This window comes from Streptomyces eurythermus, from assembly GCF_014649115.1.
GTDB classification, from domain to species: Bacteria; Actinomycetota; Actinomycetes; order Streptomycetales; family Streptomycetaceae; genus Streptomyces; species Streptomyces eurythermus.
Map to the genome: position 1 here is coordinate 228039 of NZ_BMSK01000003.1, position 25039 is coordinate 253077.

At 74.4% G+C, this 25039-nt stretch carries 22 protein-coding genes; 12 read left to right on the top strand and 10 right to left on the bottom strand.

Going from position 1 to position 25039, the window contains the following annotated elements:
* Window positions 1-15: 15 nt before the first annotated feature.
* On the bottom strand, window positions 16-1596 hold the full coding sequence (locus IE251_RS06540) for an alpha/beta hydrolase (RefSeq protein WP_373301974.1): 1581 nt from the start codon (window positions 1594-1596) through the stop codon (window positions 16-18).
* 165 nt (window positions 1597-1761) lie between these two features.
* Window positions 1762-3264, bottom strand: coding sequence for a class I adenylate-forming enzyme family protein (locus IE251_RS06545; RefSeq protein ID WP_189751932.1), 1503 nt, complete (start codon window positions 3262-3264; stop codon window positions 1762-1764).
* An 85-nt stretch (window positions 3265-3349) separates the two neighbouring features.
* On the opposite strand from IE251_RS06545, the gene IE251_RS06550 reads away from it, so the two are divergent.
* From IE251_RS06550 to IE251_RS06565, 4 genes are all read left to right on the top strand, one after another.
* Window positions 3350-4543 (top strand): amidohydrolase family protein, encoded by a 1194-nt coding sequence (locus tag IE251_RS06550; RefSeq protein ID WP_189751933.1) that lies wholly within the window; start codon window positions 3350-3352, stop codon window positions 4541-4543.
* Window positions 4543-5676 carry an acyl-CoA dehydrogenase family protein gene (locus IE251_RS06555; RefSeq protein ID WP_189751934.1) on the top strand — a complete coding sequence of 378 codons (1134 nt, stop codon included), beginning with the start codon at window positions 4543-4545 and terminating at the stop codon, window positions 5674-5676. Before IE251_RS06550 ends, IE251_RS06555 begins: the two co-directional genes overlap by 1 nt.
* Entirely contained in the window at window positions 5673-6626 is a 954-nt protein-coding gene (locus tag IE251_RS06560; RefSeq protein WP_234471430.1) for an acyl-CoA dehydrogenase family protein, read from the top strand. The genes IE251_RS06555 and IE251_RS06560 overlap by 4 nt, the downstream gene beginning before the upstream one ends.
* A 464-nt stretch (window positions 6627-7090) precedes the next feature.
* Window positions 7091-7564 carry an ATP-binding protein gene (locus IE251_RS06565; protein WP_189752169.1) on the top strand — a complete coding sequence of 158 codons (474 nt, stop codon included), beginning with the start codon at window positions 7091-7093 and terminating at the stop codon, window positions 7562-7564.
* Between the two features lie 156 nt (window positions 7565-7720).
* On the opposite strand, the gene IE251_RS06570 is transcribed toward IE251_RS06565, so the two are convergent.
* Window positions 7721-8647, bottom strand: coding sequence for a cyclase family protein (locus IE251_RS06570; RefSeq protein ID WP_189751935.1), 927 nt, complete (start codon window positions 8645-8647; stop codon window positions 7721-7723).
* A gap of 85 nt (window positions 8648-8732) precedes the next feature.
* Here IE251_RS06570 and IE251_RS06575 point away from each other — a divergent pair, with 85 nt between their 5' ends.
* The 4 genes from IE251_RS06575 (at window position 8733) to IE251_RS06590 (ending at window position 13248) form a co-directional block, all read left to right on the top strand.
* Window positions 8733-9647, top strand: a complete 915-nt coding sequence (locus IE251_RS06575; RefSeq protein ID WP_189751936.1) for an SDR family NAD(P)-dependent oxidoreductase — start codon at window positions 8733-8735, stop codon at window positions 9645-9647.
* Window positions 9648-9657: 10 nt separating this feature from the next.
* Window positions 9658-10806, top strand: a complete 1149-nt coding sequence (locus IE251_RS06580; RefSeq protein ID WP_189751937.1) for an acyl-CoA dehydrogenase family protein — start codon at window positions 9658-9660, stop codon at window positions 10804-10806.
* Complete coding sequence (locus IE251_RS06585) at window positions 10806-11855, top strand: alcohol dehydrogenase catalytic domain-containing protein (protein WP_189751938.1); 1050 nt, start codon at window positions 10806-10808, stop codon at window positions 11853-11855. The genes IE251_RS06580 and IE251_RS06585 overlap by 1 nt, the downstream gene beginning before the upstream one ends.
* Before the next feature lie 121 nt (window positions 11856-11976).
* Window positions 11977-13248, top strand: a complete 1272-nt coding sequence (locus IE251_RS06590; protein ID WP_189751939.1) for an MFS transporter — start codon at window positions 11977-11979, stop codon at window positions 13246-13248.
* Here IE251_RS06590 and IE251_RS06595 read toward each other — a convergent pair.
* Window positions 13141-14175, bottom strand: a complete 1035-nt coding sequence (locus IE251_RS06595; protein WP_189751940.1) for a GlxA family transcriptional regulator — start codon at window positions 14173-14175, stop codon at window positions 13141-13143. The genes IE251_RS06590 and IE251_RS06595 overlap by 108 nt on opposite strands.
* Before the next feature lie 71 nt (window positions 14176-14246).
* Here IE251_RS06595 and IE251_RS06600 point away from each other — a divergent pair, with 71 nt between their 5' ends.
* Together IE251_RS06600 and IE251_RS06605 are read left to right on the top strand one after the other, a co-directional pair.
* Window positions 14247-15551, top strand: a complete 1305-nt coding sequence (locus IE251_RS06600; protein ID WP_189751941.1) for an MFS transporter — start codon at window positions 14247-14249, stop codon at window positions 15549-15551.
* Between the two features lie 99 nt (window positions 15552-15650).
* Entirely contained in the window at window positions 15651-16760 is a 1110-nt protein-coding gene (locus tag IE251_RS06605) for a methyltransferase (RefSeq protein ID WP_189751942.1), read from the top strand.
* 7 nt (window positions 16761-16767) lie between these two features.
* Here the strand turns inward: IE251_RS06605 and IE251_RS06610 are convergent, their stop codons facing one another.
* The 4 genes from IE251_RS06610 to IE251_RS06625 all read right to left on the bottom strand — a co-directional run bounded on the left by IE251_RS06610 (window position 16768) and on the right by IE251_RS06625 (window position 22009).
* Window positions 16768-17436: a flavin reductase family protein gene (locus IE251_RS06610; RefSeq protein ID WP_189752170.1), complete on the bottom strand. Its 669-nt coding sequence runs from the start codon at window positions 17434-17436 to the stop codon at window positions 16768-16770.
* 40 nt (window positions 17437-17476) lie between these two features.
* Window positions 17477-18310 (bottom strand): enoyl-CoA hydratase/isomerase family protein, encoded by an 834-nt coding sequence (locus tag IE251_RS06615; protein ID WP_189751943.1) that lies wholly within the window; start codon window positions 18308-18310, stop codon window positions 17477-17479.
* Window positions 18301-20520, bottom strand: a complete 2220-nt coding sequence (locus tag IE251_RS06620; RefSeq protein ID WP_189751944.1) for an acetate--CoA ligase family protein — start codon at window positions 20518-20520, stop codon at window positions 18301-18303. The genes IE251_RS06615 and IE251_RS06620 overlap by 10 nt, the downstream gene beginning before the upstream one ends.
* 181 nt (window positions 20521-20701) lie before the next feature.
* Window positions 20702-22009, bottom strand: a complete 1308-nt coding sequence (locus IE251_RS06625) for a flavin-containing monooxygenase (protein ID WP_189751945.1) — start codon at window positions 22007-22009, stop codon at window positions 20702-20704.
* Window positions 22010-22190: 181 nt separating this feature from the next.
* Between IE251_RS06625 and IE251_RS06630 the strand changes: the two genes are divergently transcribed.
* Window positions 22191-22640, top strand: coding sequence for a DoxX family protein (locus IE251_RS06630; protein WP_189751946.1), 450 nt, complete (start codon window positions 22191-22193; stop codon window positions 22638-22640).
* The gene (locus IE251_RS06635) at window positions 22637-23044 is read left to right on the top strand and encodes a Zn-ribbon domain-containing OB-fold protein (RefSeq protein ID WP_189752171.1); all 408 of its coding nucleotides are present in this window, start codon (window positions 22637-22639) and stop codon (window positions 23042-23044) included. Before IE251_RS06630 ends, IE251_RS06635 begins: the two co-directional genes overlap by 4 nt.
* A 40-nt stretch (window positions 23045-23084) precedes the next feature.
* On the opposite strand, the gene IE251_RS06640 is transcribed toward IE251_RS06635, so the two are convergent.
* Entirely contained in the window at window positions 23085-23753 is a 669-nt protein-coding gene (locus IE251_RS06640) for a pyridoxine/pyridoxamine 5'-phosphate oxidase (protein WP_189751947.1), read from the bottom strand.
* A gap of 70 nt (window positions 23754-23823) precedes the next feature.
* Window positions 23824-24996, bottom strand: coding sequence for a thiolase C-terminal domain-containing protein (locus IE251_RS06645; RefSeq protein WP_189751948.1), 1173 nt, complete (start codon window positions 24994-24996; stop codon window positions 23824-23826).
* Window positions 24997-25039 lie beyond the last annotated feature (43 nt).

Here is a 25039-nt window from a genome sequence, read left to right on the forward strand (position 1 = left end):
CGGATGTGAGCGGCGTCAGAAACGGCCGCCCGGACCCGGCAGGCCCCGGGAGCCCGGGAGCGGCAGCGGGAGCAGGCTGCCGCGCTCGGCCGCCTGGGGCGTGGCCTTGCAGGTGATGTCCTTCGACGGCAGCCTGCCGGTGGTCAGGTAGGCGGTGGCCGTCTTGTCGGCGCACGACTTGTTGCCGTAGACGCCGTGTCCGACACCCCCGGCGACGGTGACCATCTTCGCGCCCTTCATGGCACGGCGCAGGCCCTGCCCGCTGGTCAGCGGCGTCTGGGGGTCCCACTCGTTCTGCAGGATCAGCGCGCGGACCTTGTTGTCGACCTTGGTGGTGCGCTCGCCGCCGGTCTTCCAGAAGGCGCACGGCTTGACGTTGGAGCCGAAGTCGCCGTACAGCGGGTACTTCTTCTTGTCGCGGATCGCGTCGGCGCGGTACCGCTCCGGGTCGCGCGGCCAGTCGCGCTGGTCGGCGCAGAGGACCGACCAGAAGGCGGCGTCGCCGTTGTCCTCGGGCACGGCACGGGCGAACGACGGCGCAACGGGCGCCGGAGTCTTGAGGCCCCGGCCGGCGGGTGTGCCGGCGGCGGCCTTCTTCAGCGTGACGACCCACTCGGCGGCGTCCCGCACGCTGAAGAACGCGGCGCGGCTGGTGAGGCGGATGTCGTCGCCGGTCATCCGCGTGCCGTCGACGTCGATCGGCTTGCGGTCGGCCTGGGCGACCAGGTCGTAGAAGGTCTTGCGGACGGCCTCGGGGGTCGCGCCCAGCCGGTAGGCGGAGTTCCGCTCGGCGGTCCACTTGGTCCACCGGGTGAAGGCGGGTTCGGCGCCCTCCGCCCAGACCTGGATCATGCCGCGCCAGACCCGGGCCGGGTCGACGGCGCTGTCCAGGACGAACCGGTCGGTGCGCTGGGGGAACATCTGCGTGTAGACCGCGCCGAGGTAGGTGCCGTACGAGTAGCCGAGGTAGGAGATCTTCTTCTCGCCGAGCACGGCACGGATCACGTCCATGTCCCGGGCGGTGTCGCGGGTGGAGATGTGGCGGAGCTTGTCGCCCTGCCTGGCGTGGCACTTCTCGGCGACGGTCCGGGCCCAGGCCACGTCCTTGGCGAACGTCGCCTCCTTGTAGGGGCGTTCCCAGTTCAGCTCCTTGTCGGTCAGACCGCAGCCGACCGGGGAGCTCCGGCCGACGCCCCGCGGGTCGAAGCCGACGAGGTCGTAGGTGTTCTTCACGGACGCGGGCAGTACGTCGCCCATGTACAGCGGCATGTCGAGGCCGGAGCCGCCCGGGCCGCCCGGGTTGAGCAGGAGCGCACCCCGGTGCTGCTTCTTGGTGCTGGTCTTCCACCTCGATATCGCGAGGTCCAGTTTCCTGCCGCCGGGCCGGCCGTAGTCGAGCGGCACCTTGATCGTGGCGCACTGGTAGGCGGCCGGTGTGTCCGGGTCGCAGCGGTGCCAGGCCGGCTTCTGTGTGAGGTACCGGGCGAGCGGACCGGCGGCGGACGGTGTGGCGGAGGCGGTGGCCGGGAGGAGTACGGGCACCATGACGGCGGCGGCACCGGCCGCCAGCAGGGAGGCGGTTCTACTGCTTCGCACGAAGGGAGTCCTCGGGTCGGTGGACGGACAACCCATCCACCCTCGCGCGCGCGGGAGTCGAGCGAATCCTCCCTGAAGTCGCGTTTCACGGCACCCGGGTCGGAGAAACGGCAGGGCGAATGGTCCCGGAGGCGGACAACCGCGACCGGCCGCGCGCCGTCTTGCTCAGGAGGACGAAAACCGCTCGCGGAGCCGGTACTTGAGCACCTTGCGCAGCGTGTCGTTGCGCGGCAGCTCGGCCAGCACCTCCAGCCGTTCCGGCAGCTTGTGCACGGACAGCCCCGCCGCCCGGAGGAAGGACACGATCTCCGCGAGGGTCGGCGGCGGGGTGCCCGGCCGGTGTTCGAGGACCGCGCAGAGCAGTTCCCCGCGCTCGGGGTCGGGCAGGCCGATCACCGCCGCGTCGGTCACCGCCGGGTGCGCGGCCAGCAGGTCCTCGATCTCCTTGGCGGAGATGTTCTCCCCCTTGCGGATGATCACGTCCTTGCGGCGGCCGGTGATGACCAGGTGCCCGGAGGCGGTCAGGTGCCCCAGGTCGCCGGTGCGCAGGAAGCCGTCGGTGTCGAAGGCGGCGGCCGTCTGGGCGGGGTCCAGATAGCCCTGGCAGACGGCCTCGCCACGCAGCCGTATCTCGCCGTCGACGATCCGGATCTCCATGCCCTCGGGGGGCCGTCCCTCGGTCGTGGCCAGGTTCTCCGGGGTGTCCTCGGGATCGCCCATGGTGATCATCGGGACCTCGGTCATGCCGTAGCCGTGGGTGAGTTGCACGCCCAGTTCGCGGACCACCGCGTGGTACAGCCCGGGCGGCTTGGGCGCGCCGCCGCCCGCGAGCAGCCGCAGCGAGGGGATGAGCCGCTCGCCCGGCCGCCGGCGCTGCTCGGCCAGGAACATCGAGTAGAAGGCCGTCGAGCCGCCCGCCACCGTCACCCCGTGCCGCCGGTACTCCGCGAGCGCGTCGGGCAGCGCGAACCGCTCGGACAGCACCGCCGGGAAGCCGTACAGCAGGAGCATCACCGTGTAGTCGGGCCCGGCGATGTGGGCGTAGGGGAAGGCCATGGAGCCGACGTCGTGCGGGGTCAGGCGCAGCGCGTGGGCCAGGCAGGAGCCGGCGGCGATCAGGGAGCGGTCGGTGTGCAGCACGCCCTTGGGGTCGGCGGTGGTGCCCGAGGTCCAGTAGATCCAGCGGACCGAGGTGCCCTCGGCGGGCGGCGGGGGCAGCACGGCCGGGTCGCCGTCGGGAAGGGTGCCGTACGCCTCGAACACGCCCGGCGCGCCGAGCCGGCGGGCCATCGCGGTGTGGTCGTGGCCGCGCCAGACGCCCGGTACGGCGAAGAACTCCGCCTCGGCGGCGCGCAGCGCGAAGCCGGCCTCCCGGTCCCGGTAGTAGGGGATCAGCGGGGACTGCACGGCGCCCAGGCGGGCCAGCGCGAGGGACAGCAGGGCGGTCTCGACGCGGGTGGGCAGCTGCCAGGCGACGACCGTGCCGGGACGCACCCCCATGCCGTACAGGCCGGCCGCGACGCGTTCGGCGCGGTCGCGCAGCTCGCCGAAGGTGAGCGCCCGGTCTCCCTGGAGCAGCACCGGGCGGCCGGGCGTGAGCGCGGCGCGGCGGGTGACCAGCTCCCACAGCGTGCGGGCGGAAGCGAGGGTGTGCGGGGTCTCGTTCACGGCTGCCCCCTGCTTGGCTGACGACTCGTCAGCTGCGATGCTATCTGACGGACCATCAGATAAGTACCGTCCGGCGGAGGGGACCATGGCGAGAGAACTGCCCCGCATCATCAGCGTCGACGACCACGTGATCGAGCCCGCCCACCTCTTCGAGACCTGGCTGCCCGCCCGTTTCCGGGACCGGGGCCCCAGGCCGCTGACCGCCGGGATCGGGGAACTCGCCTACGTGGGCGGGAAGTACCAGATCACCATGGACCCCGAGGGCCCGCCCACCGACTGGTGGATCTACGAGGACCTGAAGTTCCCGTACAAGCGCAACATCGCCGCCGTCGGCTTCGACCGGGACGAGATGACGCTGGAGGGCATCACCCGGGAGCGGATGCGGCGCGGCTGCTGGGACCCCAAGGCGCGGCTGGCGGACATGGACCTCAACCACGTCGAGGCCAGCCTCTGCTTCCCCACCTTCCCGCGCTTTTGCGGGCAGACCTTCGCCGAGGCCCACGACAAGGAGGTCGCCCTCGCCTGCGTCCGCGCCTACAACGACTGGATGGTGGAGGAGTGGTGCGGGGACAGCGGCGGCCGGCTGATCCCGCTGTGCCTGATCCCGCTGTGGGACGTGGGGCTGGCCGTCGCGGAGATCCGGCGCAACGCCGCGCGCGGGGTGCGGGCCGTCACCTTCTCCGAGATCCCCACCCACCTCGGGCTGCCCTCCATCCACTCCGGCTACTGGGACCCCTTCTTCGCCGTGTGCCAGGACACGGAGACGGTCGTCGCCATGCACATCGGCAGCAGCTCCCAGATGCCCGCCGCCTCCCCGGACGCGCCCCCCGCCGTCCAGGCCGCCTTGAGCTTCAACAACGCGATGGCCTCGATGACGGACTACCTCTTCAGCGGGGTCCTGGTGCGCTTCCCCCGGCTCAGGCTGGCCTACTCGGAAGGCCAGATGGGCTGGATCCCGTACGCCCTGGAACGCGCCGACGACGTGTGGGAGGAGCATCGCGCCTGGGGCGGGGTGCGCGACCTGGTGCCCGAGCCGCCCTCGACGTACTACTACCGGCAGATCTACTGCTGCTTCTTCCGCGACCGGCACGGCATCGCCTCGCTGGACGCCGTCGGCCGCGACAACGCCACCTTCGAGACCGACTACCCGCACGTCGACTCCACCTTCCCGCACACCAAGGAGGTCGCCCTGGACCACGTCAAGGACCTGGACGACGAGACCGTGCACAAGCTGATGCGCGGCAACGCCATCCGCATGCTCGGCCTGGACCTGGACTGATGGACCTCTCGTACACCCCTCAGGAAGAGGAGTTCCGGGCCCGGCTGCGCGCCTGGCTCGCCACGGCACTGCCCGGCCTGCCCGCCAGGCCGTCCCCGGACGACTGGCCCGCCCGCCGCGCCTACGACCTGGGCTGGCAGCGGATGCTGTACGACGCCGGGTACGCCGGTGTGCACTGGGACTCCTCGCCCGTCCTGCGGCTGATCTTCCTGGAGGAGACCGAACGGGCCGGCGCGCCCTACGTGGGCGCCAACTTCGTCGGGCTGCTGCACGCCGGGCCCACGATCGCCGCCGAGGGCACCGCCGAGCAGCGGGCGCGCTGGCTGCCGCCGATCCTGCGCGGCGAGCAGGTGTGGTGCCAGGGGTTCAGCGAACCGGAGGCGGGCTCGGACCTCGCGTCGCTGCGCACGCGCGCGTGGCGGGACGGCGACTGCTACGTGGTGACCGGGTCCAAGATCTGGACCTCGCACGCCGAGGTCGCCGACTGGTGCGAACTGCTGGTCCGCACCGACCCGGACGCCCCCCGGCACCGGGGCATCAGCTGGCTGGCGCTGCCCATGGACGCCGAGGGGGTCACCGTACGGCCGCTGCGCACGCTCGCCGGGCCGGCGGAGTTCGCCGAGGTGTTCCTGGACGAGGTGCGGGTGCCGGTCGCCCACCGGGTGGGGGAGGAGAACGACGGCTGGCGGGTCACGCGGGTCACCCTCTCCTTCGAGCGCGGCACCGCCTTCGCCGGCGAGGTCGTCGCCTGCCGCCGGGTGCTGACCGCGCTCGCCCGCGCCGCCCGGGAGAACGGCCGCTGGGACGATCCGGTGCTGCGGCGCGCGCTCGCCCGGCTGGAGGCGGAGTTCCGGGCGCTGTGGCGGCTGGTCCAGTGGAACGTGAGCGAGGCGGAGGCGGCCGGCGGGGTACCGGGCGCGGGCGGCTCGGTGTTCAAGCTCCGCTACTCGCACGCCCGTCAGGAGCTGTACGACACCGCGGCCGACGTCCTCGGCGCCGACGCCCTCGACCTGGACCGGCCCTGGGTGCCGGCCCGGCTGTCCGCGCTGGCGTACACCATCGCCGCCGGCACCTCGCAGATCCAGCGCTCCATCGTCGCCGAGCGGATCCTCGGCCTGCCCAGGGGGAGATGACCGTGCGTTTCCGGCTCGACGACGACGAACTCGCCCTGCGGGCGGGGGTACGGGAACTGCTGGGGCGGTGCTTCGGGCGCGAGCGGCTGCGGGCGGCCGTGGACGCGCCGGGCCGGCTCGACCGGGAGCTGTGGCGCACCCTCGGCACGGCCGGGTTCTTCTCGCTGCGGCTGCCGGAGGCGGACGGCGGGGCCGGAGGGGGCCTGCCGGAGGCCGTCCTGGTCTTCGAGGAGGCGGGCCGGGCGCTGCTGCCCGGCCCCCTCGTGGCCACCCACCTCGCGGCGGACTCCGTACCCGGCGCCGCGCACGGGGAGACGGTCGTGACGGCCGTGGACGGGGAGCTGGTGGAGTGGCTGGACGCGGCGGACACCGTGCGCGGGGACGCCCGAGGCGCCGTACCCCTGCGGTCCGTGGACCCGCTGACACCGCTGCACCGGCTCCCGGCGGATCGCTGCCCCGCTCCGGACCCCGTCGCCGTTCTCCTCACCGCCGCCGAGCAGTTGGGGACGGCCGGGCGGGTGTGCGAGATGGCCGTGGAGCACGCGCGGACGCGGAAGCAGTTCGGGCGGCCGATCGGGGCGTTCCAGGCCGTGCAGCACCTGTGCGCGGAGCTGCTGGTGCGGGCCGAGACCGCCCGGGCCGCCGTCTACGCCGCCGCCGTGACCGCCGACCCCGCCGACATCGCCGCCGCCCGGCTGCTCGCCGACGAGGCCGCCGTGCGCGGGGCCCGGGACTGCCTCCAGGTGCACGGGGGCATGGGCTTCACCTGGGAGGCGGATGTGCATCTGCACCTGAAGCGGGCCTGGGTGCGGGCGCGGCGGGCCGGAGGGAGCGCGTGGAGCGAGGAACGGCTGGCCGCCGCGCTGACGGACGGGCCGGTGGCGGTTTCCGGGGCCGTCGACGGTGAGGCGTTGGCCAGCGATGTTACCGATCGTGGCACTCGTGGGTAACGAAGAGTCCACGGTCGGTAACGCCCTCCCTGGACTCGTCACACTCCGTAGTCGCCCGGCCGCTCCGGTGCCGTGAGGGCGCGGTGCGGGGCCGTGCGGACGGGCCGGGCCGGGGCGGTTTCGGGCCAGGCGGTGCCCGCCGCTGCTCGTACGGCGGTTGGGGATCGCGCTCCGGGTTTGTTCGACTCGGCGTCACGAGCGTCGCACAGTATCCCCTATACGTACTCCTTCACGCGGGAATATGCCCGAAGCGCTTGTTGGCGTGACTGTCAGTCAACCATGCTGTGCAGTAAGGGAGTCACAGTCCGTGACTCCCGGCTCTGGTCGTTGTCCTGGCCATGCAGAAAATGGCTACGATCGTGGCCCTCGTCGTGATCGTCGCCGCGGCGGACGCCGTGGCGCGCGGACGGCGCGGGGTCATGTGTCCGCCGGTTCGGATGGTGTGAGCGGTGCAGGTGCTTCGAGTGCAGCTGGAGATCCGGCCCGACCCCGCGGAGGTGGGGCGGGCCAGGCGGTGGGCCCGCTCGCGGCTCGCCGGGTCGGGCATAACGGCCGACGAGCCGCTGGCCGAGACCCTGATCCTGCTCGTCTCCGAGCTGGTGACCAACGCCGTGGTGCACACCGGCCGGCCGGCCGTGCTGCGGCTGTGCCTGCCGGGCGCGGCGGCCGGGAGCGGCGCGCCGGCCCCGGTACGGGTGGAGGTCGCCGACACCAGCACCCGGGCGCCCCAGCCCCGGTGCGCCGGCGACGACGCCACCGGCGGGCGGGGCCTGGCCCTCGTGGAGTGTCTCGCCGACCGCTGGGGCTGGAGCCCCGAGGGCGCCGGCAAGAGCATCTGGTGCGAACTGGACCGCTGTTCACCGCCCCGGCAGAACGCGGCGCTGACGTACGGGTGTGGACTGCCCGCGTACGAGGGCTTCGCCTTCGAAGCGGTGTAGCGGCCCGGACGCCACCGATCGCGCGACGGCCGCGGACGCACCGGTGCCGCCGTTCACGAGACGGCCACTGGCGCACCGGTGCCGCGGGTCATGGACCACCGCGGACACACCGGTGCCGCGGGTCGTGGACCGCCGCGGACGCGCCGGTGCCGTCGGTCACAGGACTGCCACCGGTGCCACCGGCGTGCCCGTCGCCCCCACGAACGGCTCGGGCATCGCCGACAGCAGAAACGCGTACCGGCCGGTTTCTCCACAGGCTGTGGACAACTCTTCGAGATTCCAGTTCTGGCCCTGCGGCATGCCCATCTCCACCAGATGCAGGGCGTGCACGGGCAGCCACAGATTCTCGATCTCGGGCGGAAAGATCTCAAATGTGAGCGTGTCGTTCGCGACCGCGGCCACATCGCGCGCGTGGAACCACTCCGGGCAGCGCACCGACAGCCCCGGCGACGGATGGCCGTACCCGTGCCGGTCCCCGGCCAGGTACACCCGCACCTGCCCGGTCCGCACCAGCACGACGTCCCCGGCCCGCACCCGGACCCGGCCGAACTCCTCGGCCGCCGCCAGGTCCTCCGGCGTCACCGCGTGGTTCCCGGCCAGCCGCTCCACGCCCCGCGCGCCCGCCACGTCCAGCAGCACCCCGCGCGAGACCAGGTGCCGCATCTTGTCGATGCCGGCGAACTCCGCGCCGCCGTGCGCGGTGACCGTGTCCGCCGGGCGCCCGTTGTACAGCGTCCCGGAGTGCGAGACGTGGGTCAGCGCGTCCCAGTGGGTGCCCGCCTGGAGGCCCATCGTCACGACGTCGTCGCTGCACGCCACCGTCCCCGGGCCGAACAGCTCCTGGTTGAGCTGCACCATAGTGTGCAGCGGGTTGACCCGGCCCGGGATCACCCCGCTCTGCACCCCGTCCTGCCGCAGCGGCAGGGCCAGCGGGACGCGCCGTCCGGTGCGCACCTCGCCGGCCGCCGCCCGCACCACCTCGTCGGTGATCAGGTTCAGGGTGCCGGTCTCGTCGTCGGCGCCCCAGCGCCCCCAGTTGTTCACGCGCCGGGCGATCTCGTGGAACTCCTTGGGCAGTGCCATCCGGTGCCTCCCCGGGGCTTGTGTCCGCGCGTCCGCCGGGCCAAGAATCTAACGGACCGTCAGAAACCGCGGGAAGGGGCCGGGCGTGGGGAACTTCTTGGCAGGCAAGGTGGTCGCCGTGACCGGGGCCGGGCGCGGGATCGGCCGGGCGGTCGCGCTGGCGGCGGCGGCCGAGGGCGCGAAGGTCGTCGTCAACGACTACGGCGTGGCGGTGGACGGCGCCTCGCCCACCAGCGAGGTCGCCGAAGCCGTCGTCAAGGAGATCGCGGCGGCGGGCGGCGAGGCCGTCGCGGTCGCCGACGACATCTCCACCATGGCCGGTGGACAGCGGGTCGTGGACACGGCCGTGGAGACCTACGGCCGCCTCGACGGCGCCGTGTGCGGGGCGGGCATCCTGCGGGAACGGATGCTGTTCAACATGACCGAGGAGGAGTGGGACCCGGTCCTCGCCACCCATCTGAAGGGCACGTTCACCGTGTTCCGGGCCGCCTCGGCCGTCATGCGCCGGCAGCGCTCGGGCACCCTCGTCGGCTTCACCAGCGGCAACCACCAGGGCTCCGTCTCCCAGGCCAACTACAGCGCGGCCAAGGGCGGGATCATCTCGCTCGTGCGCAGCGCCGCGCTCGGCCTGCACAAGTACGGGGTGACCGCGAACGCGGTGGCACCCGTGGCCCGTACCCGGATGTCGGCGGGCGTGCCCACACGCCTGGCCGAGCTGGGCGAGCCCGAGGACGTGGCCGCGCTGGTGGTCTACCTGCTGTCCGAGCGGGCCGCCGCCCAGGGCGTCACCGGGCAGGTCTACACCGTGGCCGGACCGAAGATCGCCGTATGGGCCCAGCCCAGGGAACTGCGCGCCGCCTACGCCGAGGGCGGCCCCTGGACCCCGGAGCGCATCGCGGAGTTCCTGCCGGGGACGGTGGGCACCGACCCGATGCCGCTGCTGCCGGAGGTGGCGGCCATGGAGCGGGCCGCGCGCGGCGGCTCGCGGCCCAACGCCTGAGGCGGCCGGCATGGACTTCGCCTTCGGCGCGCGGGACGAGGCGTTCCGGGCCGAGGCCCGCGCCTGGCTGGCGGCCCACCGGGGCACGGCCACGCGCGGCCGCGCCTGGGAGCGGGCGCTCGGCGCGGCCGGCTGGATCGGGCTCGGCTGGCCCGAGACCGGGTACGGCAACCGCACCGCCACCCTCACCCAACAGGTCGTCTGGGCCGAGGAGTACGCCCGCTGCGGCGCCCCGCCGCGCTCCGGGCACATCGGCGAGAACCTGCTCGCCCCCACCCTCCTCGCGCACGGCGACACCGGGCAGAAGAGGCGCTTCCTGCCGCCCGTCGCCGCCGGCGAGGAACTGTGGTGCCAGGGCTACAGCGAACCCGGCGCCGGATCGGACCTCGCCGGGGTGCGCACGGCCGCGGTACGGGACGGGGCGTACTACCGGATCAGCGGGCAGAAGATCTGGACCTCGCTCGCCCACGAGGCCGACTGGTGCTTCGTACTGGCCCGGACCGACCCGCGCTCGCGCCGGCACCACGGGCTGAGCTTCCTGCTCGTGCCCATGGACCAGCCCGGCCGGATCGAGGTGCGGCCCATCCGCCAGCTGACCGGCACCAGCGACTTCAACGAGGTCTTCTTCGACGGGGCACGCGCGCGCGTGGAGCACGTCGTCGGCGCGGAGGGCCAGGGCTGGCGGGTGGCGATGAGCCTGCTGGGGTTCGAGCGGGGGGTGTCCACCCTGGCCCAGCAGATCGGCTTCGCCCGGGAACTGGCTCAGGTCGTGGCCGCGGCCGTCGAGTCCGGGGCCGCGCGGGACCCCGTGCTGCGCGCCCGGCTGGTACGGCAGTGGGCCGAGCTGCGCGCCATGCGGCTGCACGCCCTGCGCACCCTCGGCGGCCCGGGCGGCCCCGGGGCGCCCAGCGTCGCCAAGCTGCTGTGGGCGAACTGGCACCAGCGGCTGGGCGAACTGGCCGTCCAGGTCAGGGGAGCGGAGGCGGCCGCCGGGCCCGCGGACTGGTCCGCCGGGGCGCCGTACGAGATCGACGCGGCCCAGCACCTGTTCCTGTTCAGCCGCGCCGACACCATCTACGGCGGCTCGGACCAGATCCAGCGCACCATCATCGCCGAGCGCGTGCTCGGCCTGCCGGCAGAGGCGAAGGGGGCCGTGTGATGCGCGCGGTGGTGTTCGACGGCAGCCGGACCGAGGTGGTCGGCGATCTCGCGGTACGGGAGCCGGGGCCGGGCGAGGTGCTGGTAGCGATCGCGGCGGCCGGGCTGTGCCACAGCGACCTGTCGGTGGTGGACGGCACCATTCCGTTCCCGGTGCCGGTGGTGCTGGGCCACGAGGGCGCCGGGATCGTGGAGGCGGTGGGTGCCGGAGTCGGCCATGTGGTCCCCGGTGACCACGTGGCCCTGTCCACGCTCGCCAACTGCGGGACCTGCCCGGACTGCGACCGGGGCCGGCCCACCATGTGCCGGCGGGCGATCGGGCATCCGGGCACCCCGTTCCGGCGGGGCGCCGGTCCGGTGTACCAGTTCGCGGCCAACTCCGCCTTCGCGGAGCGCACGGTCGTCAAGGCCGTGCAGGCGGTGCGGATACCGGCGGACATCCCCCTGACGTCCGCCGCGCTGATCGGGTGCGGGGTGCTCACCGGCGTCGGCGCGGTGCTGAACCGGGCCCGGGTGGAGCACGGGGACAGCGTGGTCGTCATCGGCACCGGCGGGATCGGGCTGAACGTCCTGCAAGGCGCGCGGCTCGCGGGCGCCGCCGCCGTCGTGGCCGTGGACGCCAACCCGGCCAAGGAGGCGGTGGCCCGGCGGTTCGGCGCCACCGAGTTCCTGACCTCGGCTCAGGGCGTCCGGGACCTGCTGCCGGCCGGTGCCGACCACGTCTTCGAGTGCGTCGGGCGGGTGGAGCTGATCGAGCAGGCCGTCGGGCTGCTCGACCGGCACGGCCAGGCCGTCCTGCTCGGCGTGCCGCCCGCCGGGGCCGAGGCGTCCTTCCCGGTCACCTCCCTCTACCTCGACAAGTCGATCCTCGGCTGCCGCTACGGCTCCTCGCGCCCGCAACGGGACATCACCCGGTACGCCGAGCTGTACCGCCAGGGCCGGCTGCTGCTGGACGAACTGGTCACGGCCGTCTACCCGGTGGAGGACTTCACCGAGGCCCGCGCGGACACGGAGGAGGGACGGGTGGCCCGGGCGGTGCTCACGTTCTGAGGGCCGGCTGTGAGCGGGCGTCGGGTTCCGCAGGCGCAACGGACGAGGCGCCGGGCGGAGTTGTCCACAGGCGCCGGAAATGGGGGAGGCGGTTGTCGGTGCCGCCCCCTACCGTCGAGGCATGAGCTACCGCGATGTCGTCTCCCGGCGGGTCCTGGCCTGGGCCCTGGTGGCCGTCGGCGCCCGGATGCCGGTGGCCATGGCCCCGCTGGCGCTGGTCTTCCTGGCCCGCGAGCGCCCCGGTGGCTATGCCCTGGGCGCGGCCCTGGCCGCCGCCTACGTCGTCGGCGAGATCGTCGGCGCCCCGGTGCTCGGCATGCGCCTGGACCCCGGCCGGGCCCGGCCTCAGCTGGTCGCGGGCCTGGTCGCGGGCGCCGTCGGCTTCGCCTGCCTCGGGACGTTCGCCGACGCGCCCGACGCGCTGCTCGCCGCCTTCGCCTTCCTCGCCGGTGCCGGCCCCGCCGCGGTGTCCGGCGGGCTGCGGGCCCTGCTCACCTCCCTGGTCCCCCGGCACGCGGCGGCCCAGGCGCTGTCCGTCGAGACGATGCTCACGTTCGGCGTCTGGGCCGTCGCCCCGGCCGCCGTCGCCGGCCTCGCCCTCGGGATGGGCCCCCGCCTGCCGTTGCTGCTCGAAGCCGCCCTGATGGCGGCGGCGGCGCTGGGCCTGTGGCTGCTGCCGGCGGGCTGGGCGGCGGAGCCGGACGGACCCGGGGGGCGGGGAGCGTCGAAGCTGCGGGTGCTGGCCCGCGCCTGGCCGGTGTACGTCACGGGCGCGGCCGGGCTGTCCCTGCTGTCGCTGGCCGAACTGATCCTGCCCGCCCTGCTCGAACAGCGCGGCATCGGCGTGGGCTGGGCGGGCCCGCTGCTCACGGTGATGTCGGTGGCCTCCGCCGCCGGCGCCTTCGGGTACGGGCTGCGGTCCTGGCCGGGCCGGCTCGCCACCCGCAGCGTGGTGCTCATGGCGGGGATGTCGGCCGCGGTGTGCCTGGTCGCCCTGATACCGGCGGCGCCGGGCATGGCGGTGGCGCTGGCCGTGGCGGGACTGCTCCAGTCCGGGGCGCTGCTCACCCGCAACCTGTCCCTGCGCGAGGCGCTCCCGCCGCACGCGCTGGCGGCCGGCTACTCGGTCATGTACGCCGCCGTCAGCGCCGGATACGCGGCCACCGGCTCGCTGGCCGGCGCCCTGCTGCCGCACACCACGCCCTCGACGGCGATCCTGGCGGGCGTGGCCCTGACCCTGCTGCTGACGGCGGTCGGCTGGTGGGGTGAGATACGCGCCGGCCGGTCAGCGCGGGGTGCCGGGGACGGTGTCGCCGCCGGGCCGCTCGCCGGTGGCGCCGGTGCGGAAGGTGCGCCGGTAGGCGGTGGGGGTGACACCCAGCGCGGCCTGTAGGTGCTGGCGCATCGACTGGGCCGTGCCGAAGCCGGACTCCCGGGCCACCTGGTCCATCGACAGCCCGGTGGACTCCAGCAGTTGCCGGGCCCGCTCCACGCGCTGCTGGGTGAGCCACTGGCCGGGGCTGATGCCCGCCTCCTCGCGGAAGCGCCGGGTGAAGGTGCGCACCGACATCGCCTCCTGCGCCGCCATGTCCCGCAGCTGGATCGGCTCGTGCAGCCGGCCGAGCGCCCAGGCGCGGGCGGTCGCCGTCGTCGCGAGCTGGGGATCGGGCACCGGACGCTGGACGTACTGGGCCTGGCCGCCGTCGCGGTGGGGCGGTACGACCGTGATCCGGGCGACCTCGTTGGCGACCGCCGAGCCGAAGTCGCGGCGGACCATGTGCAGGCACAGATCGATCCCGGCGGCCACCCCGGCCGAGGTCAGCACGTCGCCGTCGTCGATGAACAGCACGTTGGCGTCCACCTCGACCTTCGGGAACATCCGCTGGAACCGCTCGGCGTCGGCCCAGTGCGTGGTGGCCGGGCGGCCGTCCAGATAGCCGGCGGCGGCCAGGACGTAGGAGCCGGTGCATATGGAGGCGAGCCGGGTGCCGGGGCGGACATGGGAGAGGGCGATGGCGAGTTCGTCGGTGAGCCTGCCCTCCTCGTAGACCGGGCCCAGCTCGTACGAGGCCGGGATGATCACCGTGTCGGCGGTCGCCAGCGCCTGCGGGCCGTGCGGGACGTGGAGGGCGAAGTCGGCGTCCGTGTCGACCCGGCCCGGCGGGCGGACGGAGCAGGTGACGACCTCGTACAGGCGGCGCCGCTGCGCGTCCCGGGGGCGGCCGAAGATCCGGTGCGGGATGCCCAGTTCGAAGGGCAGCAGGCCGTCCAGGGCGAGAACGGCGACCCGGTGCGGGCGGAATTCGCCTTCGTAGGTCATGGCCCGATCCTAACGAAGGCTGTCCTTCGGGCCACTCGATGTGACAGGTGCGCACATCGGAGTCTCGTGATGTGACTCAGACAAGCCCAGCCGCCGCCCCCGTCCAGGCCCCGCCCGCCCGGCGCCGCCGAGTGCACCGCGCTTGGTTCGTCGCCGCCGTCACCTTCGTCACCATCACGGGCGCGGCGGCCTTCCGTTCGCTGCCCGGTCTGCTCATCGACCCGCTGCACCAGGAGTTCGGCTGGTCGCGCGGCACGATCGGCGCGGCCGTCTCCATCAACCTTGCCCTGTACGGCGTGACCGCGCCGTTCGCCGCCGCTCTGATGGATCGTTTCGGCATCCGCCGGGTGGTCGCCGCCGCGCTCACCGTGATCGCGTTCGGCTCCCTGCTGACCGTGTGGATGACAGCGCCCTGGCAACTGCTGCTGTGCTGGGGACTGTTGGTGGGGCTGGGCACCGGATCCATGGCGCTGGCGTTCGCCGCGACGGTCACCAACCGCTGGTTCACCGCGCGGCGCGGCCTGGTCAGCGGCATCCTCACCGCGGCCTCCGCCTCAGGCCAGTTGATCTTCCTGCCGCTGCTGTCCTGGGTCGTGGAGGACCACGGGTGGCGGCCCGCCGCCGTCACGGTCGCGCTGACCGCGCTGGCCGTGGTCCCGCTGGTCTGGCTGCTGCTGCGCGACCACCCGGCCGACGTGGGCGACAAGCCGTACGGCGCGGGCGAGTTCGTGCCCAAGCCGCCGCCGGTCACCGGCGCCGCCCGCCGTACGCTCACCGTGCTGTCCGGCTCCGTGCGCACCGGCACCTTCTGGCTGCTGGCCGGCACCTTCGCGATCTGCGGCGCCTCCACCAACGGCCTGGTGCAGACCCACTTCGTGCCCGCCGAGCACGACCACGGCATGCCCGTGACGACGGCGGCCTCGCTGCTCGCGGTCATCGGCGTGTTCGACGTCGCCGGCACGATCGCCTCCGGCTGGTTCACCGACCGCTTCGAACCGCGCCGCCTGCTCGCCGTCTACTACGCCCTGCGCGGACTGTCCCTGCTCTTCCTGCCGATGCTGCTCGGCCCCTCCATAAAGCCGTCGATGATCTTCTTCATCATCTTCTACGGACTGGACTGGGTCGCCACCGTCCCGCCCACCCTCGCCCTGTGCCGCGAGCAGTTCGGCGAGGACAGCGCCATCGTCTTCGGCTGGGTGCTCGCCGCCCACCAGATCGGCGCGGCCCTCGTCGCCTACCTCGGCGGCCTCGCCCGGGACGTCTTCGGCTCCTACGACCTGGTCTGGTACGCCTCCGGCACCCTGTGCGCGGCGGCCGCCCTGATGTCCCTGGTCATACGGCGCACGGCCCCGGCCGTGGCACCCGCCGTATCCTGAACCCACAGGCGACGAAAGGAAGTTCAGTGACACTCGGCATGGTCCTCTTCGACGTGTTCCTCGTGCCCGCCCACGCCGGAACACCCCGAGGAGCACACCGTGCCGACGAACGACCCGTCCGCCGACGAACCCCTGCCCGCCCGCTGGCACTCTGAGAGCGGACTGCCCGCACCCCGCCGCCTGGTCGTCGCCGACGACCGTATCCGCGCCGCCACCGCCCACCGGCTCGCCTGCGAGGGCACCGCACTGCTGTGGCGGGGCGACTACCAGGGCGCGCGCCGCCTGCTGCGCGCCCTGGAGCGCCGCGTCGACCGGACGGCGCCCGGGCCCGCCGCCGCCCCGGCCGAGACCTTCCGTCTCCAGCGCCGCTTCCGCGCGCACCGCGCCCGGGTGCTGGGCCGGCTCACCGTCCTGCTGGGCCCGGACCACGGTCTGGACCTGCGCCGCGCCCCCGACGTCCGGGCCGCCTGCACCGCCGCCTACGGCCCGCCCGAGGGCCCGCGCCTGGTCCCGCTGCGCGAACTGCTGGGTGTCCTGGGCGCCCACCAGTGGCGGGAACGGGGTGTCGAGGTCCCCGCGCTGGGCGCCCGTGTCCACCCGCACTACGGAGTCTTCGCGCCGGTGCGCGGAGAGTACGTCGACCTGGTGGCGCGGGCCCCGCTGCCGCCCGTGCGCACCGCCTTCGACCTCGGCACCGGCACCGGTGTCCTCGCGGCCGTCCTGGCCCGGCGCGGGATCGGCAGGGTGGTGGGCACGGACATCAGCGCCCGGGCCCGGGCCTGCGCCCGGGACACCGCGCACCGGCTGGGGCTGGCGGAGAGGATCACGGTCACCGGCCCGGCCCTCTACCCGCACGGCCGGGCCGGTCTCGTCGTCTGCAACCCGCCCTGGCTGCCGGGCCGCCCCGTCTCCACGCTGGAGCAGGGCGTGTACGACCCGTCGGGCAGGATGCTGAGCGCCTTCCTGGCGGACCTCCCGGAGCATCTGGAGCCGGCCGGTGAGGGCTGGCTGATCCTCTCCGACCTGGCCGAGCACCTCGGTCTGCGCACCCGCGCCGACCTGCTGACGGTGATCGAGGCGGCGGGGCTGCGGATCGCCGGCCGGATCGACACCCGCCCGCGCCATCCCCGGGCGGCCGATCCGCGCGACCCGCTGCACGCGGCCCGCGCCGCCGAGGTCACGTCCCTGTGGCGGCTGGTGCCGCGCTGAGCGGGGTTCAGTCGTCGGCGAGCCGGGCGAACCGGCCCCGGTGGAACAGCAGGGGCCGGTCCGTGCCGTCGGTGCCGAGGGCGGTCACCCGGCCGACGACGATCAGGTGGTCGCCCCCGGTGTGCACGGCGTGCACGGCGCAGTCGATCCAGGCGACGGCGCCGGCCAGCCGTGGCGCGCCGGAGACGGGCGCCGGGTCGTGGGCGACGCCGGCGAACTTGTCCGCGCCGCTCACCGCGAACGCCCGGCACAGCTCGTCCTGCCCGGCCCCGAGCACGTTGACGCAGAACACCCCGGCGCGGGCGATGCGCGGCCAGGTCGTGGAGGCGCGGCCGACCATGAAGCAGACCAGGGGCGGGTCGAGGGAGAGCGAGGCGAAGGACTGGCAGGCGAAACCGGCCGGTCCCGGTCCGCCCTCCGGCACCGGCACACCGGCCGGTCCCGGTCCGTCCCGCGGCGCCGGAGCCGTGACGACCGTGACACCGCTGGCGAAGTTCCCCAGCACCCGGCGGAACTCCGCCGGGTCCACCGGCGCCCGCTCGTCCTCCGGTGCCCGCCCGGCCTCCGGCGCCCGCTCGTCCGCCGGGACGCACCGCAACCGCGGCCGGGCCGGCGGCTTCACCGGCCCGTGTCCCAGGTACCGCACGGCGGCCGCCGCCGCCCCCGCGTGACCCATCATTCCCTCATTGAAACTGACGGTCCGTGAGATGGGAAGGTCAGCGGCCGTCGAAGTGCGGCGCCCGGCGCTCCGTGAACGCCCGCAGCCCCTCCTGGGCGTCCCGCGTCGTCATGTTGATCTCCTGGGCCCAGGACTCCGCGGCGAACGCGGCGGCGCGGCCGGTGTCCAGCGAGGCGTTCACCAGCTGCTTGGTCAGGGCCAGCGCCCGCGTCGGCGCCGAGGCCAGCCGGGCCGCCCACGCCCGGGCCGTCGCCGTCAGCTCGGCGTCCGGGACGACCAGGTTGACCAGTCCCAGCCGCTCGGCCCGTTCCGCCTCCACCGCGTCACCGAAGAACATCAGCTCCTTCGCCCGGTGCGGGCCGGCCAGCCGGGGCAGCAGATAGGCGCCGCCGCCGTCCGGGACCAGACCGCGCCGTACGAACACCTCGATGAACCGGGCCGACTCGGCGGCCAGCACCAGATCGCAGGCCAGGGCCAGGTGTGCGCCGAGCCCGGCCGCCGTGCCGTTCACCGCCGCCAGGACCGGCTTCTCGCAGTCCAGCACGGCCGCGATCAGCCGCTGCGCCCCCAGCCGCAGCACCCGCGCCACATCCCCCGCCACCCGCGCCCCGTCTCCCGGCACCGGCGCCGCGTCCCCCGCGGCCCGCTCACCCGTCCCGGCCCCGCCCCGCAGGTCCGCGCCCGCGCAGAAGCCGCGCCCGGTGCCGGTGAGCACCACCGCCCGCACCGCCGGATCGGCCGACGCCCGCTCCAGCAGCCCGATCAACCGCTCCCGCATGTCCGGGGTGAGGGCGTTCAGCGCCTCGGGGCGGTCCAGGGTGAGATACGAGACCCCGTCGCACACCTCGTGCCGGACGCCCGTCACCGGCACACCACCAGCGCGTCCAGTGCCACCGCGCCCTGCCCCCGGTCCAGCACCATCAGCGGGTTGATGTCCAGCTCGGCCAGGTGCGAGCCCAGCTCCAGGGCCATCCGCTGGACCCGCAGGACGACCTCCACCAGCGCGTCCACGTCGGCCGGCGGGCGGCCCCGCACCCCGTCCAGCAGCGCCCGGCCGCGCAGCTCGCCGAGCATGGCGCGGGCCTGCTCCTCGCCGAAGGGCGGCACGCGGACCGCCACATCGCGCAGCACCTCGACCAGGATGCCGCCGAGCCCGGCCGTCACCGTCGGCCCGAACAGCTCGTCGTGGGTGACGCCGACCATCATCTCCACGCCGCGCTCGACCATCTGGCACACCAGGACGCCGTCCAGCCCGACGCCCTCGTAGCGGGCGATGTCGGTCAGCTCGCGGTAGGCGTCGCGGACCTGGCTCGCCGAGGTCAGGCCGATCTTCACCAGGCCCAGCTCGGTCTTGTGCGCGATCCGAGCGCCGGACGCCTTCATCACCACCGGGTAGCCCACCTGTGCCGCCGCCCGCACGGCCGCCGCCGCGCTGGTCACCAGCTGCTCGCGCGGCACCCGGATGCCGTAGGCCCGCAGCAGCTGCTTGGCCGCGTGCTCGCTGAGCCGGGCGCCGGGCCGCAGCAGCGCCTCCGCCTTGCGGAACGAGGGGGAGGGGGTGCGCGGGGCCGCGTCGAACGGGGAACGGTAGTCGCCGGTGAAGCGGTGGTGGTCCAGCCAGGCGCGGACGGCGTGCAGACAGTTGCCGACCGTGCGGAAGGTGGCCACGCGGGAGGAGCCGAGCAGCACCTCCCGGTACGCCGGCTCGGTCCCGGCCGGCGACCCCCACACCACGCACACCAGCTTGTCGGTCTGCTCGGCGGCGTCGGCCAGATCGCGCACCAGCCGGTCGCTGAGCGGCGGGAAGGGACCGGTGACCGGGCAGATCAGCACCCCGACCGCCGGGTCGGCGAGCAGCGCGTCGATGATCTTCCGGCCCCGCTCGTCACCCACCGGGTGACCGCCGTTGTCCACCGGGTTGGCCACGTTCAGGTAGTCCGGTATCCACTGGTGCAGCTCGGCCTGTTTCTCCGCCGACAGCGTCGGCAGCCGCAGCCCCGCCCCGGCGGCCAGGTCGGCGACGTGCGCCCCGGTGCCGCCCGAGATGGAGTAGACGACCACCCCGTCCGAGCGCGGCGGCCGGGCCCGGGCCAGCAGGGCGGCGGTGTCCTGGAGTTCGTCCAGGGCGTCGACGCGGATCACGCCGTACTGCCGCAGGGCCGCGTCCACCACGTCGTCGGCGCCGGTGAGCTTGCCGGTGTGCGAGGCGGCGGTCCGGGCGCCGGCCTCGGTCCGGCCCACCTTCACGGCGACCACCGGCACCCCGCGCCGGGCGGCCCGGTCGGCGGCCAGCAGGAAGGCCCGGCCGTCCTTGAGCCCCTCCAGATAGCAGGCGATCGCGCCGACCTCGGGCTGCTCGGCGAACCAGGACAGGAAGTCGGCGGTCTCCAGGTCGGCCTCGTTGCCGGTGGGCGCCCAGTGGGAGAGCCGGATGCCCAACTCCTGGAGGGCGAAGACGGGCCGGCCCTGGTGCCCGGACTGGGTGATCAGCGCGATGGCCGGCCCGGTCAGGTCCTCCCGGAACCGTTCGAAGGCGTTGAGGTTGGTGTTGGGGCCGAGCAGCCGGACCCCCGCGCCCCGCGCCGCCTCGGCGAGCCGCTCCTGCGCCTCGGCGCCGGCCCGCCCGGTCTCGGCGAACCCGGAGGCGAAGACGACCGCGAACCGCGCCCTGGCCCCGTCGAGTTCCCCGATCACCGGCAGCGGGTCGGCGACCAGCAGCACGGCCAGGTCGACCGGCTCGGGCAGCCGGTCGACGGAGGGCACGCAGGGCAGGCCGAAGACGGACCCGCGGGTCGGATGCACCGGGTGCACCCGGGCCCCGACCCGGCCGGCCCAGTCGAGCAGCTGCCGGGTGATGCCGGTGTTCGGCCGCCCCTCGGCGTCGGAGGCCCCGATCACGGCGACGGACCCGGGCCGGAAGAACCGGGCGAGGTCGGGTACGTCCGCGTGCAGCGGGCGCCCGCTGACGTCGAGGTCCGCCACGCGGTCGTGGACGGCGGGGCCGGGCCGTTGCCCGCCGCAGGCGATGACCCGGGCCTGGCGGGAGTCGGTGGTGAGGGTGCCGTGGGTCGAACCGAGCATCGTTCCGCCCGCCTCCCTGTGAGACAGCACTAACTGACGCCGTGTCAGGTTACTGAACCGACAAGAAGTCAGGAATGGCCCGGAGGGGCAAAGTTATCGGCGCCGGCTGGGTAGCTGCTCGTGCCAAACTCCGTGCCGGGTGGGCCCCCGGGTTTCGCGCCCGCGTACTCGCGGTCGTCGTCTAGACCGACTTCGCCGCCGATGTGCCCGCCGATGTGCCCGTCGGCTTCGCGGCGGATTTCGCGGCGGACCCGGCGGCCGATTTCGAGCCCGACCTGCCGGTCGCCTTCGTGCCCGGCTTCCCGGTCGCCTTCGTGACCGTCTTCTCCACCGCCTTCGCGATCCGCCCCGCGTCGATCGCCAGCTCGCGCAGCATCCCGCTGATCGGGTTGGTGAACCCGGTGAAGAACAGGCCGGGCGCCCCCGGGTGCGTCCGGCCGCCGTGCACCACCGGCCGGCCGCGCCCGTCCAGCACGCCCAGGTGTCCGACCAGCCCCTCCAGCGCGCGGACGTACCCGGTGGCCGCGATCACCGCGTCCGGTGTGATCCGGCTGCCGTCGGCGAGGACCACCGCGCCGTCCTCGAACGCCTCCACGGCGGCCACGACCTCCACCCTGCCCCTGCGGACGGCGTCGACCAGGCCGACGTCCTGGACCGGGATCGCCCCCTGCCTCACCCTGCTGTACAGGCCGGTGTCCGGGCGCGGCAGCCCGTGCGCGGACAGGTCGGGGGTGCTCAGCCGCCCCACCGGCCCCGCGAGCCGGTCCACCAGCCGTACCGGCAGCCGCCGGACGAGGACGCCGGTGTACTGGGCGGGCCAGCCGAGGGTGGAGCGGCGCAGGATGTGCGGGGGCGTGCGTACCGCGAGGCGCACCCGCGCGGCCCCGCCCTCCACCAGGTCCACGGCGATCTCCGCGCCCGTGTTGCCGACGCCGACGACGAGCACGTCCCGCCCCCGGTACGGAGTCGCGTCGCGGTAGCGGGAGGCGTGCAGCAGCTCACCGGCGTACTCCGTGCGGCCCGGCCAGTCGGGCAGTCGCGGGGTGTGGTTGAAGCCGGTGGCGACGACCACCGCGCTGCCGGTCAGCTCCCGGCCCCCGGAGGCGCGCAGCAGCCACCCGCTGTCGTCCGCGGTCCGCTCGACGCGGTGCACCTCGACCCCGGTGACGATCTCCAACCGGTGGTGTTCGGCGTACTTCTCCAGGTAGCGCACCACGTTGTCCCGGGACACCCAGCGCCCGAACCTGCGGGGCATGGGCAGGCCGGGCAGCGCGGACAGCCGCCGGGTGGTGTGCAGCCGCAGCCGGTCGTAGTGGCCGCGCCAGGAGGCGCCGACCCGGTCGGACTTCTCCAGGACCACGGCCCGTACGTTCCGTTCCCGCAGTTCCCGGGCGACGGCCAGGCCGCCCGGTCCGGCGCCGATCACGTAGACCGGGGGTTCGGCGGGGAGCGGCGGGCGGGGGGCGTCGGCGGGGTGGGAGGCGGCCATGAGCGGGAGCGTAATCACCCACCCGGTTGATGGGTCTCGGTCAAGACCGGAATTGGTTGCGGATTGATCACGGGTGTGCGGGAAGGGTGCGCCGGACGTGAACGGGCCCGCCCCCGGCGCTTCTCGGGGCGGGTCGGCTCACGGGTGGGCTTCGCCCGTCATCTGACGTACCGTCAGATCCATGGACTCGATATGGCTCGACGGCGCGCAGTGGCTCGCGGTGCTGCGGATCGGTCTCGGCCTGTGGTGGCTGGAGAGCTGGCGGCACAAGGACAAGAAGGCCTGGTTCGAGCGGGGCAGCGGCATCGCCTGGGCGGCGGACGTGGCGGCGAAACACCGCTGGGCGCCGGTCCGCGCGGGCTTCGATACGGTGGTGCGCCCCCGGCCGAGGCTGATGGCCCACGTCGTCGCCTACGCCGAACTGGCCCTGGGGCTCGGCCTGATCGCCGGGTTCCTGACCCCGGCCGCCCTGATCGGCGGCCTGCTGCTGAACGCCGTCTACTTCGTGCTGATGATCCACGACTGGGCGGAACAGGGACAGAACTCGATGATGGCCCTGATCTCCGCCGTCGGCCTCTTCGGCATGTCCTGGCAGACCTGGTCGCTCGACGCGGCGCTGGGGTGGCTGTGACGACCGGCCCGCGCCACGACCTGCCCGAGCCCGACGCCCTCACCCGCCCCTACTGGGAGGCGGCGGCGCGGGGCCGGCTGCTGATCCGCCGCTGCGGGGCCTGCGGCCGGGCCCACCACTACCCCCGGGAGTTCTGCCCGCACTGCTGGAGCGAGGAGGTGACCTGGGAGGAGGCGGCCGGCCGGGCCACCCTCTACACCTGGTCCGCCGTCCACCACAACGACCTCCCCCCGTTCACCGGCCGGACCCCCTATCTGGCCGCGGTGGTCGACCTGGCCGAGGGCCCCCGGATGATGACGGAACTGGTGGACTGCCCCCCGGACGCGGTACGGGCCGGGATGCCGCTGACGGTCACCTTCCGGGACGGCATCCCGGTGTTCCGGCCGGCGGTGCCGGCGCCCTGACGAAGGACGCCCGCGCATCGGCCGCGGGAGTGGGCACTCCTCACGGCCACAACAGCGTCCGGCTCCAGCCGAACCCGGTGCTGCGGTACTCCAGGCGTACGTGCCGCCGCTCCGGGTCGCCCTGGAAGAACTCCACCGACTCCGGGCGCAGCCGGTACAGCGTCCAGGTCGGCGACGGCTCCGCCGGGTTCTCCCGGGCCCGCTCCCAGGCCGCCTCCGAGGCCCCGCGCAGCTCCGCGAGCGAGTCCAGCTCCTCGCTCTGCCGGCCGGTCAGCGCGGCGGCCAGCGCGCCCGTGGACCGCGCGTGCAGATCGGCCTGGCTCTCCTCGGCCGGGGCGGAGGCGACCGGTCCGCGCAGCCGTACCTGGCGGCCCAGCACCGGCCAGTAGAAGGCGAGGGCCGCGTACGGCCGGGCGGCCAGCGCGCGGCCCTTGCGGCTGGTGGCGTGCGTGGCGAACGACCAGCCGTCCGCGTCGGCGCCGTGCAGCATCACGATGCGCACGTCCGGCAGGCCCTCCTCGTCCGAGGTCGCCAGCGACATGGTGTGCGGCTCCGGCTGCCCCGCCGCCACCGCGTCGGCGAACCAGTCCGTGAACAGGGCGAGCGGGGTGGGCGGGGCGGTGTCCGGGTCGAACGGCGGCAGCCGGGTGACCTCGGGGTCCCAGACCCGCAGCGAGCGGAGCAGTTCGTGAAGATCGTGCTGTGCCATGGGGGGAGTATCACCGCCGGTGCCGCGCCCAGTCCCGCCGGTACCGGTGGACTCTCTCACAGCCCCGCGCTCACTCCCGGCCCAGCACCACCGTCCCCGAGGAGCAGAACCAGCCGCCGGTGCCCGAGGCCACGCCCAGCCGGGGCAGGGCGCCGTCCCGGGCCCGTACCTGGCGCTCCCCGGCCTCGCCCCGCAGCTGCCGTACGGCCTCCACCAGCAGGAACAGCCCCCGCATCCCCGGATGCTGGGCCGCCAGGCCGCCCCCGTCGGTGTTCACCGGCAGCTCCCCGCCCCGTACCCGCAGCCGGCCCCCCGCCACGAAGTCCCCGCCCTCGCCCTTGGCGCAGAAGCCCAGGTCCTCCAGGGTCACCAGGGTCATGTAGGTGAAGGCGTCGTAGAGCTCCGCGAAGTCGATCTCCGCCGGGCCGACCCCCGCCCGCCCGAACGCCAGGCGCCCGCTGACCGCCGCCGGGGAGCGGGTGAAGTCCGGCCACTCGGACATGGTGGCGTGGGAGACGTGCTCGCCGGTGCCGAGGACCCACACCGGGGCGGTACGGCAGTCCCGTACGTACTCCTCGGCCGCCAGCAGCACCGCCGCGCCGCCGTCCGAGCGCAGGCAGCAGTGGAGCCGGGTGAAGGGGTCGGCGATCGGCGGGCCGGACAGCACGTCGTCGACCGTGACCGGATCGCGGAACATCGCCTCCGGGTTCAGGGCCGCGTTCGCCCGCGCCTGCACCGCCACCTCGGCCAGCTGCTCGACCGTCGTGCCGTACTCGATCATGTGCCGGCGGGCCGCCATCGCGTACTTGGCGATCAGCGTGTGGCCGTACGGCGCCTCGAACTGGAGCGGGCCGCGGGCGCCGAAGGACAGGGTGCCGGTGCGCCGGCCCGCCTTGATGTCCGCCCGGGCCGTCGAGCCGTACACCAGCAGCACCGCGCGGGCGTGACCCGCCGCGATCGCGTCCGCCGCGTGCGCCGCCATCACCTCCCAGGTGGCGCCGCCGACCGAGGTGGAGTCCACCCAGGTGGGGCGCAGGCCCAGGTACTCGGCGACCTCCACGGGCGCCAGCGTGCCGAGGCCCGCCGAGGCGAAGCCGTCCACCCGGGCGCGGTCCAGGCCGGCGTCCGCGAGGGCCCGGCGGGCCGCCTGGGCGTGCAGGGAGTACGGCGTGGCGTCGCCCAGCCGCCCGCAGTCGGCGAGGGCCGCGCCGACCACCGCCACCCTCCGGCTGCCGTGGCTCATGAGCGGACTCCTCCCTCTGGGCTTCTCGCTGCCGCCCTCCTAA

What these genes read in the sequence shown, in the direction of transcription:
- IE251_RS06550 (WP_189751933.1), top strand. Translation starts at nt 3,350, where the DNA reads ATGGCGAGAGAACTGCCCCGCATCATCAGCGTCGACGACCACGTGATC.
- IE251_RS06555 (WP_189751934.1), top strand. Translation starts at nt 4,543, where the DNA reads ATGGACCTCTCGTACACCCCTCAGGAAGAGGAGTTCCGGGCCCGGCTG.
- IE251_RS06560 (WP_234471430.1), top strand. Translation starts at nt 5,673, where the DNA reads ATGACCGTGCGTTTCCGGCTCGACGACGACGAACTCGCCCTGCGGGCG.
- IE251_RS06570 (WP_189751935.1), bottom strand. Translation starts at nt 8,647, where the DNA reads ATGGCACTGCCCAAGGAGTTCCACGAGATCGCCCGGCGCGTGAACAAC.
- IE251_RS06580 (WP_189751937.1), top strand. Translation starts at nt 9,658, where the DNA reads ATGGACTTCGCCTTCGGCGCGCGGGACGAGGCGTTCCGGGCCGAGGCC.
- IE251_RS06585 (WP_189751938.1), top strand. Translation starts at nt 10,806, where the DNA reads ATGCGCGCGGTGGTGTTCGACGGCAGCCGGACCGAGGTGGTCGGCGAT.
- IE251_RS06590 (WP_189751939.1), top strand. Translation starts at nt 11,977, where the DNA reads ATGAGCTACCGCGATGTCGTCTCCCGGCGGGTCCTGGCCTGGGCCCTG.
- IE251_RS06595 (WP_189751940.1), bottom strand. Translation starts at nt 14,175, where the DNA reads ATGACCTACGAAGGCGAATTCCGCCCGCACCGGGTCGCCGTTCTCGCC.
- IE251_RS06610 (WP_189752170.1), bottom strand. Translation starts at nt 17,436, where the DNA reads ATGGGTCACGCGGGGGCGGCGGCGGCCGCCGTGCGGTACCTGGGACAC.
- IE251_RS06620 (WP_189751944.1), bottom strand. Translation starts at nt 20,520, where the DNA reads ATGCTCGGTTCGACCCACGGCACCCTCACCACCGACTCCCGCCAGGCC.
- IE251_RS06625 (WP_189751945.1), bottom strand. Translation starts at nt 22,009, where the DNA reads ATGGCCGCCTCCCACCCCGCCGACGCCCCCCGCCCGCCGCTCCCCGCC.
- IE251_RS06630 (WP_189751946.1), top strand. Translation starts at nt 22,191, where the DNA reads ATGGACTCGATATGGCTCGACGGCGCGCAGTGGCTCGCGGTGCTGCGG.
- IE251_RS06640 (WP_189751947.1), bottom strand. Translation starts at nt 23,753, where the DNA reads ATGGCACAGCACGATCTTCACGAACTGCTCCGCTCGCTGCGGGTCTGG.
- IE251_RS06645 (WP_189751948.1), bottom strand. Translation starts at nt 24,996, where the DNA reads ATGAGCCACGGCAGCCGGAGGGTGGCGGTGGTCGGCGCGGCCCTCGCC.